10 protein-coding genes are annotated in these 11,888 nt (G+C 67.5%); 8 read left to right on the forward strand and 2 right to left on the reverse strand.

Annotation, left to right across the window (positions count from 1 at the left end; all coding sequences use genetic code 11):
* The first annotated feature begins 190 nt into the window (after positions 1-190).
* Positions 191-1,945, forward strand: coding sequence for a proline--tRNA ligase (locus tag ACQPYR_RS11800; protein ID WP_433631073.1), 1,755 nt, complete (start codon positions 191-193; stop codon positions 1,943-1,945).
* Between the two features lie 159 nt (positions 1,946-2,104).
* Positions 2,105-3,856, forward strand: coding sequence for an acyl-CoA dehydrogenase family protein (locus ACQPYR_RS11805; RefSeq protein ID WP_433631076.1), 1,752 nt, complete (start codon positions 2,105-2,107; stop codon positions 3,854-3,856).
* A 347-nt stretch (positions 3,857-4,203) separates the two neighbouring features.
* Here the strand turns inward: ACQPYR_RS11805 and ACQPYR_RS11810 are convergent, their stop codons facing one another.
* Complete coding sequence (locus ACQPYR_RS11810) at positions 4,204-4,638, reverse strand: ferritin-like domain-containing protein (protein WP_433631079.1); 435 nt, start codon at positions 4,636-4,638, stop codon at positions 4,204-4,206.
* A 73-nt stretch (positions 4,639-4,711) separates the two neighbouring features.
* Positions 4,712-5,341 (reverse strand): hypothetical protein, encoded by a 630-nt coding sequence (locus tag ACQPYR_RS11815; RefSeq protein ID WP_433631082.1) that lies wholly within the window; start codon positions 5,339-5,341, stop codon positions 4,712-4,714.
* 277 nt (positions 5,342-5,618) lie between these two features.
* Between ACQPYR_RS11815 and rimP the strand changes: the two genes are divergently transcribed.
* The 6 genes from rimP (at position 5,619) to rbfA (ending at position 11,883) form a co-directional block, all read left to right on the forward strand.
* Positions 5,619-6,332 carry a ribosome maturation factor RimP gene (gene rimP, locus ACQPYR_RS11820; protein WP_433631085.1) on the forward strand — a complete coding sequence of 238 codons (714 nt, stop codon included), beginning with the start codon at positions 5,619-5,621 and terminating at the stop codon, positions 6,330-6,332.
* On the forward strand, positions 6,329-7,360 hold the full coding sequence (gene nusA / locus ACQPYR_RS11825) for a transcription termination factor NusA (protein WP_062992797.1): 1,032 nt from the start codon (positions 6,329-6,331) through the stop codon (positions 7,358-7,360). The genes rimP and nusA overlap by 4 nt, the downstream gene beginning before the upstream one ends.
* A 176-nt stretch (positions 7,361-7,536) precedes the next feature.
* Positions 7,537-7,815 (forward strand): YlxR family protein, encoded by a 279-nt coding sequence (locus tag ACQPYR_RS11830; RefSeq protein ID WP_433631088.1) that lies wholly within the window; start codon positions 7,537-7,539, stop codon positions 7,813-7,815.
* 108 nt (positions 7,816-7,923) lie between these two features.
* Positions 7,924-10,959: a translation initiation factor IF-2 gene (gene infB / locus ACQPYR_RS11835; RefSeq protein ID WP_433631090.1), complete on the forward strand. Its 3,036-nt coding sequence runs from the start codon at positions 7,924-7,926 to the stop codon at positions 10,957-10,959.
* Between the two features lie 88 nt (positions 10,960-11,047).
* Positions 11,048-11,338, forward strand: coding sequence for a DUF503 domain-containing protein (locus tag ACQPYR_RS11840; protein WP_396956059.1), 291 nt, complete (start codon positions 11,048-11,050; stop codon positions 11,336-11,338).
* Positions 11,339-11,439: 101 nt separating this feature from the next.
* Positions 11,440-11,883, forward strand: a complete 444-nt coding sequence (gene rbfA / locus ACQPYR_RS11845; protein WP_433631093.1) for a 30S ribosome-binding factor RbfA — start codon at positions 11,440-11,442, stop codon at positions 11,881-11,883.
* The last annotated feature ends 5 nt before the right edge of the window (positions 11,884-11,888 follow it).

An 11,888-nucleotide genomic window follows, 5' to 3' on the forward strand; every position in this document is an offset into this window, starting at 1 on the left:
GAGCGTCAGCGAGTGAACCATCAACACAGCGCGCAATCGCGCACGGCGGAGCCGAGCGCCAGCGAGGTGGAGTCGTGAGCGGTCAGGGCTCGGAGGCGGTAGCTTGCGTAACCACGGAGAGCCCCCGCTCATGCCGAAATGGGCCAATGCGTTGCAGACATCGTCGGGCCAGCGACTACCCTGTCGTTCCGTGATCACCCGCCTCTCCCACCTGTTCCTGCGTACCCTGCGCGACGATCCCGCCGACGCCGAGGTGCCCAGTCACAAACTCCTCGTCCGCGCCGGATATGTGCGGCGCATCGCCCCGGGCGTGTACTCGTGGCTGCCGCTGGGCCTGCGGGTGCTGCGGCGGGTCGAGCAGGTTGTGCGGGAGGAGATGAACGCCATCGGCGCACAGGAGATCTCGCTGCCCGCGCTGCTGCCGCGCGAACCGTACGAGACCACCAACCGGTGGACCGAATACGGCGACGGACTGTTCCGGCTGCAGGACCGCAAGGGTGCGGACTATCTGCTGGGGCCTACGCACGAGGAGCTGTTCGCGCTCACGGTGAAGGGTGAATACAGCTCGTACAAGGATCTTCCGGTCACGCTCTACCAGATCCAGACCAAATACCGCGACGAGGAGCGGCCTCGCGCGGGCATTCTGCGCGGCCGCGAATTCGTCATGAAGGACTCCTATTCCTTCGATCTCGACGAGGACGGACTGAAGGCCAGCTACAACGCGCATCGCGAGGCCTACCAGCGCATTTTCAACCGGCTCATGGTCAAGTACGTCATCGTCGCGGCCACCTCGGGTGCGATGGGCGGCAGCGCGTCGGAGGAATTCCTCGCGGACAGCCCGGTCGGCGAGGACACCTACGTGGTGTGCCGCGAATCCGGCTACGCCGCGAATGTGGAAGCGGTGGTCACGCCCGCTGCCGAACCGCAACCCATCGAGGGCCTGCCCGCCGCCGTCGTACACGACACCCCGAACACCCCGACCATCGCGACGCTGGTGGATTGGGCGAACGGTGCGGGCTTTTCCGCGCAACCGGTCACCGCGGCCGACACCCTGAAGAACATCATGGTCAAGCTGCGCCACCCGGATGGCAAGACCGAACTACTCGGCATCGGCATTCCGGGCGATCGTGAGATCGACGACAAGCGCCTCGGCGCCGCGGTCGAACCCGCCGAGGTGGAACTGCTCACCGAGGCCGATTTCGCCGCCAACCCGTTCCTGGTCAAGGGCTACATCGGCCCGAAGGCATTGCAGGCCAACGGTGTTCGCTATCTCGTCGACCCGCGCATCGGCACCGGAACCAGCTGGATCACCGGCGCCGACGAGCCGGGCAAGCACGTCGTCGGCTTGGTCGCGGGCCGCGATTTCACCCCTGACGGCATCATCGAGGCCGCCGAGGTGCGTGACGGCGATCCCTCGCCCGACGGGCGCGGCGTCCTGGTGTCCGCGCGCGGGATCGAGATCGGCCACATCTTCCAGCTCGGCAACAAGTACACCGACGCGTTCGAGGTCGATGTGCTCGGCGAGAACGGCAAGCCGGTGCGGCTCACCATGGGCTCCTACGGCGTCGGCGTCTCCCGCATGGTCGCGGTGATCGCCGAACAGCAGCATGACGAGAAGGGGCTGCGCTGGCCGCGCGAGGTCGCGCCGTTCGACGTGCACGTGGTGATCGCGAACAAGGACGACTCCTCGCGCGAGGGCGGCGAACAGGTTGCGGCGCTGCTGGATACGGCCGGACTCGATGTCGTCCTGGACGACCGCAAGGCCTCGCCCGGTGTGAAGTTCAAGGATTCCGAGCTGATCGGCGTTCCGCTGGTCGTGGTCGTCGGCCGCGGCTGGGCCGAGGGCAAGGTCGAGATCCGCGACCGCTTCACCGGCGAATCCACCGAGGTCCCGGCCGATTCGGTGGTCGAATCGGTGCTCGCGCAGGTCCGCGGCGGGCGGTAGGTCTGCCTTCGACAACCGGTAGGGAAGCCCGGTCGACCGAGCTCGGTCGACCGGGCTTCTCGCATTCGTCCGGACCTACGGTTCCGTAGGCACGATTCGTGGCGCGCGGTAATCCCGGACCCGCTTCTTACTGCTGTTACCCGCTGGTAAGTTAGCGGCATGACGAGCATCGACGCGTTGTTGTTCAACCCCACCAGCTATGACCCGAAGCAGTTCGACGCCGAGACGCGGCGGCTGCTCAAGGCCACCATCGAGTGGTTCGAGTCGCGGGGCAAGCGGCAACTGCTGGCCGATGACGCGGATGCGGTGTGGGTGTCGGACTTCCTCGAGTTCGTCAAGAAGGAGCGCCTGTTCGCGACCTTCCTGACCCCGGCCGCCTACGCCGACGGTGACGCGAACCGGCGGTGGGACGGTGCGCGCAATGCGGCGCTGTCGGAGATCTTCGGCTTCTACGGTCTCGCGTACTGGTACGCCGAGCAGGTCACCATCCTCGGCCTCGGCCCGATCTGGCAGAGCGATAACGAGGACGCCAAGAAGCGCGCGGCCGCCGATCTCGCCGACGGCCAGGTGATGGCATTCGGTCTGTCCGAGCGCGATCACGGTGCCGACATCTACAACACCGACCTGATCCTGACGCCGACCGAGCCGGGCAGTGCCGATGCCGAGGCCGGCATCCTGTTCCGCGCCAATGGCGTCAAGTACTACATCGGCAATGGCAATGTCGCATCGATGGTGTCGGTGTTCTCCCGCCGCGCCGATATCGAGGGCGCGGACGGCTATGTGTGGTTCGCCGCGGACAGCCGCCACGACAACTACGAGCTCATCGACAACGTCATCCACGGTCAGCTGTATGTCAGCACCTTCGCGCTGCACGACTACCCGGTGACCGCCGCCGACATCCTGTCCACCGGTCCCGAGGCCTTCTCCGCCGCGCTCAACACCGTCAATGTCGGCAAGTTCAACCTGTGCCACGGCAGCATCGGCATGGTCGAGCACTCGTTCTACGAGGCCATCACGCACTCCAACAACCGCATCCTCTACGGCCGGGCCGTCACCGAATTCCCGCATGTGCGAACGAATTTCGTGGATGCGTACGCGCGCATCGTCGCGATGAAGCTGTTCAGCGACCGCGCCGTCGACTATTTCCGCAGCGCCGGCCTGGAGGACCGCCGCTACCTGCTGTTCAACCCGATGACCAAGTCCAAGGTGACCTCCGAGGGCGAGACCGTCATGACGCTGCTGCTGGATGTGCTCGCCGCCAAGGGGTTCGAGAAGAATACCTACTTCGCGCAGGTCGCCCGCTATATCGGCACGTTGCCCCGGCTCGAGGGCACGGTGCACGTCAATGTCGGCCAGATCCTGAAGTTCATGCCGAACTACCTGTTCAACCCGAAGGACTACCCGGAGATCGGCACCCGTGTCGATGCCGCCGACGACGAGTTCTTCTTCCGGCAGGGCCCCGCTCGTGGCGCGGGCAAGGTGCAGTTCGCCGACTGGACTCCGGTGTACGAAAAGCACGCCGATCTGCCGAATGTCGCGCGCTTCTACGAGCAGGCCCAGGCCCTGCGCACCCTGCTGACCACGGCAGCACCCGATGCCGATCAGCAGAAGGACCTCGACTTCATGCTGACCATCGGCCACCTGTTCTCCCTGGTGGTCTACGGCCAGCTGATCCTGGAGCAGGCCGCTGTCACCGGCTTGGACCGCGACATCATCGAGCAGATCTTCGACTTCCAGATCCGCGACTTCAACGGCCACGCCACCACCCTCTACGGCAAGCCCTCCGCCACCCCCGACCAGCAGGCCTGGGCCGCATCCGCCCTGCGCCCGCCGGTCACCGACCGTCCCCGCTTCGACCGCGTCTGGGCCGAAGTCGCCGCCTACGACAGCGCCTACGAAATGCGCCCGTAGTCGCGACCGCACTGGCCGCCCACCCGCGCACTGGCCACCTGTGCCGTGCATGGGTTGGTGTGCCGTGCATGGGTTGGTGTGCCGTGCATGGGTTGGTGTGCTGTGCACGGATTGGCGCCGCGCACGGATTGGCGCCGCGCACGGATTGGCGCCGCGCACGGATTGGCGCCGCGCACGGATTGGCGCCGCGCACGGATTGGCGCCGCGCACGGATTGGCGCCGCGCACGGATTGGCGCCGCGCACGGATTGGCGCCGCGCACGGATTGGCGCCGCGCACGGATTGGCGCCGCGCACGGATTCGCTGACGAATCCGTGCGCGGCGGGCGAAAAGGTGCGCGGAGGGCGGTTAGGTCTTGCCCGGGAAAGCCACGGTGGGTGGGTTGGCGCCGAGGATGGCTTGCCAGGTGGCCAGGCGCAGCGCGCATTCGGTGAGGGCGTCGACACCCGTCCGGCGGATGGATTCGGAGCTGCCGTTCTCGACGACCGCGCGCCAGGCTACGGCGGTATCGGTTTCCACCGTGACGGCCAAATTCGCCGCCGGAATCGGATCGTTCACCGGGAACGGCGTGGTGTAGGCGGCGTCCGGCGGCGGCACGGCGACTCCGGCCGCCTTCAACGCATCGATGGTGGTGTCGCGGCGGGCACGGTGGGCTGCGGTGTCCTGCGCGACCAAGCGGACTCGCTCGGCGGAGGCGTAGGCCGCGATCACACCGTAGGCGTACACCGCCGCGTATTCGGCGCGCAACGCGTCGAGCAGGGCTTGACGTTCGGCTTCGGTCATGTGCGCATCCCTGTCCGGATCAGTTGAGTGGTGCGTACGGCGTGGCGTGCGAGGTAGGTCGAGGCGGCACGACTCATGCCAGCAACACCCCCGCCTGCGCCGCACACGACGCGCTGATCGAGGCCAATAGCCCTGCCCGATAACCGGATTGGGTGCGGGCGAGATCACCCGCTGACTGCTGCGACTTGGCCAGCCGAGTGCGCAACTCGTCGATGCTCGGCGGCGTGGTGGGTGATCCGGATCCGCCGCCCGATGCCGCGGGGGAAGTACCGGAAGGGGGCGGGGAGACTTCGCGGGTACGGTGCGTCGGGGTGGTGCCGTCACCGTAAACGCCGATCACACGGTTGATTTCGGCACGCAGCGCATCCGCGTGTGCGGTGCGTTCGTCCGCGATCGCGGTCAATGCGGCATGCCGCTGCGGCGTCACCGCGATCGCCGCCGTCGCGGCCGCTGCGTCGGCGCGCGCCAGGTTCTCTTGTGCGGCAAGCGGATCGGGCTGATACACCGTCTTATCCGTACATCCGGCCACCGCGCCGACGGCTAGCACACCCACGGTCGTGCCGCCGGCCAGCCGCAACGCGGTGCGGCGGTCGACGATGCCGATGCGCCCGACACCGGCGCTGCTGTGCTGGGATTGATGCCGGTCGACGGGGATGCCGGAAGTGCACCCGGCGCGCGGCGGGGCGGGGAGGCGGATTGGCACGGCACCATCGTGCCAGATTCGCGCGGCACGGCCGACCGAGCGCCTACCGTGCGGTCGGTGCGAGGCCCGGCGCGCTGTATTGCGACCGCGTGGCCAGGAAACTTGCTCGAGGCCGCTGGTCCATTACACTCTCGAGGCGCGTTACGCTAGATCTCCGGTAGAGAAATTTTTTTCCGTAGCGACTGCTTGCAGGTCGCTCGAAAGGGCCAGCTAGCGACTGCTTGCAGGTCGCTCGAAAAGATCAGCCGTCTGACAACTGAACCAGGAGCCGCCCCACATGCCCATGCCGACCGAGGAAAGGGTGAGCCAGCTCGTTGCTGGGCTCGTCGAGCGCCGAGGATTCGACCTCGAGGGTGTCGAGATCTCGACGGCGGGCAAGCATGTGGATGCCCAGGCTCGGGTGCAGGTCATCGTCGACAGCGATGCCGCTTCCGATCTCGATGCCATTGCCGGACTCAGTACGGAACTCTCCGAGGCCCTCGACAATGCGGGCGATTTCGGCGAGACGCCCTATCTGCTCGAAGTGACCAGCCCCGGCATCGACCGCCCGCTCACCGCCGACCGCCACTGGCGCCGCGCCCAAGGACGCAAGGTACGGATCAAGCTACGCACCGGGGCGTCGTCGCCGGATCCGAAGTCATCGGACAAGTTCGAGGCCAGGGTCGGTGTTCTCGCCGATGACACGGTGGCGCTGGTGCTCGGCGGGAAGAACAAGCCGCACCGAGTGACGATTCCGCTGGCCGACATCGCCGAGGCCGTCGTCCAGGTGGAATTCAACCCGCCCGGCGCGCGGGAACTGGAACTCGCGGGCGGAGTCGCGCCCGGCCGTCCGCGGCCGGGGCAAGAGGAAGCGGTGGACCCCACCGCCGATGTCCGAGGAACAACCGATGTACCGAATGAACCGACAGGATCTGTAGCCGCCGGCGACCACTCGCAGGTCGCTCGAAACAACACAGCGTCCGATTCGCCGACCGAAGGGATCGTGGAATGAACATCGAAATCGAAGCCCTGCGCGCGATTGTCGCCGATAAAGGGATCTCGATCGAGACCGTGATCTCCGCGATCGAGTCGGCACTACTCACGGCCTACCGCCACACCGAAGGCCACCAGCCCAACGCTCGCATCGATATCAACCAGAAGACCGGCGTGGTCCGGGTGATGGCGCGCGAACTCGACGCCGACGGCAACGTGATCTCCGAATGGGACGACACACCAGAGGGTTTCGGCCGGATCGCGGCGACCACCGCGCGCCAGGTGGTGCTGCAGCGGCTGCGCGATGCCGAGAACGAGAAGTCCTTCGGCGAATTCTCCACCCATGAGGGCGACATCGTCGGCGGTGTGGTGCAGCGCGATGCCCGCGCCAATGCCCGCGGCACCGTCGTGGTGCGGATCGGCAGCGAACTGCACGGCACCGAGGGACTGATCCCGCCCGCCGAGCAGGTGCCCGGCGAGAGCTATGAGCACGGCGACCGGATCAAGTGCTACGTCGTCGGTGTCTCCCGCGGCCCGCGCGGCCCGCAGATCACCCTTTCGCGCACCCATCCGAATCTGGTGCGCCGACTGTTCGCGCTCGAGGTGCCCGAGATCGCCGACGGTTCGGTGGAGATCGTCGCGGTCGCCCGCGAGGCCGGACACCGCTCCAAGATCGCGGTGCGTACCACCGTGCCCGGCGTCAATGCCAAGGGCGCATGCATCGGTCCGATGGGTCAGCGCGTGCGCAACGTGATGAGCGAACTGGCGGGGGAGAAGATCGACATCATCGATTACGCCGATGATCCGGCGACCTTCGTCGGGAATGCGCTGTCGCCGTCGAAAGTTGTCTCGGTCACGATCGTGGATCCCGAGGCCCGCGCCGCACGCGTGGTCGTCCCCGACTTCCAGCTCTCGCTCGCCATCGGCAAGGAAGGGCAGAACGCCAGGTTGGCGGCCCGTCTGACCGGTTGGCGGATCGATATCCGCAGCGATGCCACCCCGGATGCGGGCAGCGGCAGTGTGCGGACGGAGGCGCATCGGAGTTGATCGATTCCCGCGAATCGAGCCCGCCGGATGACATGTTCGTAACTTCCGAAGGGGCGGGGTTCGGTGTTCCGAGCGGGACAGCGGTAGAGTGGTCTCAGGTTCAACGCGAGCCTTCGGTTTCTTTGCCCGAACGCATCACCGAGCTGACCCCGGCGCACCGACGTCGAACAGCTCCGATGCGAACGTGCATCGGATGCCGAAAGCGCGAGTTGGCCGTCGATCTGTTGCGGATCGTGGCGCAGGACTGTGAAACCGGTGACGGTTCCGAGGTTGTTGCGATAGTCCCCGACCCGCGGCGCAGACTTCCCGGACGGGGTGCCTGGCTGCACCCCGTTTCGGTTTGTTTGCGCACCGCAGAACGACGCCGAGCATTCGGCAGAGCACTACGAGTGTCCGGAAAACTGGATATCTCAGCCCTGGAGAAGTACCTCGAGAACAGGCACGAGCACTCATGAGCACACCGTGAAGCACCAACGATGAACGTCCATCGGAGATAACCCGAGGTCGTGCGGGCCCGCCACCCCTAGGCGGAGGCACTGCTCGACCTCTCAGTGAGGAGAGCAGTGGCAGGCAAGGCCCGCGTGCACGAGTTGGCCAAAGAACTCGGTGTCACGAGCAAAGAACTACTCGCAAGGCTCAAGGAGCAGGGCGAGTTCGTGAAGTCGGCGTCCTCGACGGTGGAAGCACCCGTCGCGCGTCGACTGCGCGAGTCGGTGGCGGGGAAGTCCGCGCCGACCAACGGCACAGCGAAGTCCGGGGCCCGGCCCGGTCCCGCATCGAGCACCCCGTCCGCGAAGCCCGCCGCAGGTGGCGGTCCGCGTCCGGGCCCACGTACCCCCGCTCCTGCGCCCGCGCAGGCAGCGACCCCGGCGGCTCCGGCCGCCCGTGAGACGGCGGCTCCGGCCGCGCGTCCGTCCGACGCTGCGCGTCCCGGTCCGGCCGCACGTCCCGGTCCGGCGAAGCCCGCCGCCAGGGAGACCGCTCCGGTCCAGGAGACCCCGGCGGCTCCGGCCGCGAAGGCCTCCCCTGCGCCGAGCACTCCGGCGCAGAGCGGCCCTCGCCCGACTCCGGGTGGCGCACGTCCGGGTCAGCAGCAGCGTCCCGGTGCTCCGGCACACGGTGGTCCGCGTCCCGGTGGTCCGGGAGCCGGCCCGAAGCCGGGGCCGAAAACTCCGCGCGTCGGCAACAACCCCTTCTCGTCGGCGCCCGATCGTGAGCGTCCCGCGCCGCGTCCAGCCCCCAGCCAGGGTGGACCTCGCCCGGGTCCCGGCCAGGGACCGCGTCCGGGGCCGGCCCAGAGCGGTCCCCGTCCGGGTGGTACCCAGGGCGAGCGGCGTCCGTCTCCCGGTCAGGGTGGGCCGCGTCCCGGTGGGCCGCGTCCGAGCCCCGGCTCGATGCCGCCGCGCCCGAATCCGGGTGCCATGCCCGCGCGTTCGGCCCGTCCGGGTCCGGGCGGCGGCGCCGGTGCAGGTCGTCCGGGTCGTCCGGGTGGTGGCCCGGGTGGCGGCGGCGGTCGTCCCGGTGGTGGCGGCGGTGGCGGTGGCTACCGCGGCGGCGGTGGTGGCGGCGGTGGCACGGGTGCGCCCGGTGCAGGTGCCGGTGCTCCCGCGGCCGGTGGTTTCCGTGGTCGTCCCGGTGGCGGTGGCGGCGGTCGTCCGGGTGGTCCCGGTGGCCGTGGTGGTGCGGCCGGTGCGTTCGGTCGTCCCGGTGGTGCCCCACGTCGTGGCCGTAAGTCGAAGCGGGCGAAGCGCGCCGAGTACGAAAGCATGCAAGCTCCCGCCATCGGTGGCGTGCGGCTGCCGCGCGGTAACGGCGAGATCATCCGTCTCGCCCGCGGCGCTTCGCTGTCGGACTTCGCGGAGAAGATCGATGCGAACCCGGCCGCCTTGGTGCAAGCCCTGTTCAACCTCGGTGAAATGGTCACCGCGACCCAGTCGGTGAACGACGAGACCCTCGAGCTGCTCGGCAGCGAGATGAACTACGTCGTGCACGTGGTCAGCCCCGAGGACGAGGACCGCGAGCTGCTGGAATCGTTCGACCTGACCTACGGTGAGGACGAGGGCGGCGAGGAAGACCTCGAACAGCGTCCGCCGGTGGTGACCGTGATGGGTCACGTCGACCACGGTAAAACCCGACTGCTCGACACGATCCGTAAGGCCAACGTCCGTGAGGGCGAGGCCGGTGGCATCACCCAGCACATCGGCGCCTACCAGGTGCTCACCCATCTGGGCGATAACGACCGGCTGATCACCTTCATCGACACCCCGGGTCACGAGGCGTTCACCGCCATGCGTGCCCGTGGTGCCAAGGCCACCGATATCGCGATCCTGGTGGTCGCCGCCGACGACGGCGTCATGCCGCAGACGGTGGAGGCCATCAACCACGCGCAGGCGGCCGATGTGCCGATCGTGGTCGCGGTCAACAAGATCGACAAGGAAGGCGCGAACCCGGACAAGATCCGGCAGCAGCTGACCGAATACAACCTGGTTGCCGAGGAATACGGTGGCGACACCATGTTCGTCGACATCTCCGCCAAGCAGGGGACCAATATCGAGCAACTGCTCGAGGCGGTCCTGCTGACCGCGGACGCGGCGCTGGATCTGCGAGCCAACCCGGACATGGACGCACAGGGTGTCGCCATCGAAGCGCACCTCGACCGCGGCCGAGGCCCGGTGGCGACCGTGCTCATCCAGCGCGGCACGCTGCGCGTCGGTGATTCGATCGTGGCGGGCGACGCCTACGGTCGCGTCCGCCGCATGGTCGACGAGCACGGCGACGATGTCGTCGCGGCGCTGCCGTCGCGGCCGGTCCAGGTCATCGGCTTCACGTCGGTTCCGGGCGCCGGTGACAACCTGCTCGTCGTCGACGAGGACCGGATCGCTCGCCAGATCGCCGACCGTCGCAATGCGCGCAAGCGCAACGCACTGGCCGCGCGCAGCCGCAAGCGGATCAGCCTGGAAGATCTGGATGCCGCGCTGAAGGAGACTTCGGAGCTCAACCTGATCCTCAAGGGCGACAACTCCGGTACCGTCGAGGCCCTCGAGGAGGCGCTGCTCGGTATCGAGATCGACGACGAGGTGCGCCTGCGGGTCATCGACCGCGGTGTCGGTGGCGTCACCGAGACCAACGTCAACCTGGCGTCGGCGTCGAACGCGATCATCATCGGGTTCAACGTCCGGGCCGAGGGCAAGGCGACCGAGCTGGCCAACCGCGAAGGCGTGGACATCCGGTACTACTCGGTGATCTACCAGGCCATCGACGAAATCGAGAAGGCCCTCAAGGGCATGCTCAAGCCGATCTACGAAGAGGTCGAGCTGGGCCGGGCGGAGATCCGCGCGATCTTCCGTTCGTCGAAGGTCGGCAATATCGCCGGTTGCATGGTCACCTCGGGTTCGGTCAAGCGCAACGCCAAGGCGCGCCTGCTCCGCGACAACTTGGTGGTCGCGGAGACGGTCACGATCTCCACCTTGAAGCGGGAAAAGGACGACGTCACCGAGGTCCGCGAGGGCTTCGAATGCGGTATGACGTTGACCTACAACGACATCAAGGAAGGCGACGTGATCGAGGCCTACGAGCTGCGCGAGAAGCCGCGCGACTGATTTGTTCGTCGGTGGTCCGGTCCGGCCGTCAACGCTGGACCGGACCACCGAGACGATCTTTTCGTAGGCGCCGATACAGGAGGCTTGGGTGTACCTGGGTGCACTGGAGTTCGACGTCCTGCTCGGAGATGTGCACTCGCTGAAGCAGAAGCGTTCGGTGATCCGGCCCGTGCTGGCCGAATTGCAGCGTTTCGGCGTGAGTGCCGCCGAGGGTGGGGAACAAGACCGCCACCGTCGCTCACTGCTCGGAGTCGCCATGGTCAGTTCCGGTATGGATCACCTGACCGAGGTACTCGACAAATGTGAGCGTCACGTCGCGGCTCGTCCGGAGTTAGAGTTGCTGGCAGTGCGCCGCAGGATCTTCGGACCCGAAGACTGAGCCGCGGCGGGAACGACGGGCCCGGAGGCGGTAGCTTGCGTAACCACGCAGGGCCCCGGTCCCGCCGCAAAATGAACACAGCAAGTGAGGAGGGTTCAGCCATGGTGGATCAAGCCAGGGCACGCCGACTCGCCAAGCGGATTTCCGCGATCGTGGCGACCGCGATCGAATACGAGGTGAAGGATCCGCGTCTGAATTTCGTGACCGTGACCGATGCGAAGGTCACCGGCGATCTGCGCGAGGCGACGGTGTACTACACGGTGATGGGCGAAACCCTCGACGTGGAACCGGATTACGCGGCCGCGGCCGCCGGTCTGGAGAAGGCGAAGGGTGTGCTGCGCTCGAAGGTGGGCGCGGGCACCGGCGTGAAGTTCACCCCGACGCTGTCGTTCGTGCTCGACAAGGTGCCCGACGCGGCACGGGATATGGAGGAGCTGCTGGCCAGGGCGCGGGCCGCCGATGACGCGGTCGCGAAGGTGGCGGCCACCGCCACCCACGCCGGCGATGCCGACCCGTACAAGGTCGAACGCGAATCCGACGAGTGACGTGC

The organism is Nocardia sp. CA-120079 (assembly GCF_050955745.1).
Classification (GTDB): Bacteria; Actinomycetota; Actinomycetes; order Mycobacteriales; family Mycobacteriaceae; genus Nocardia.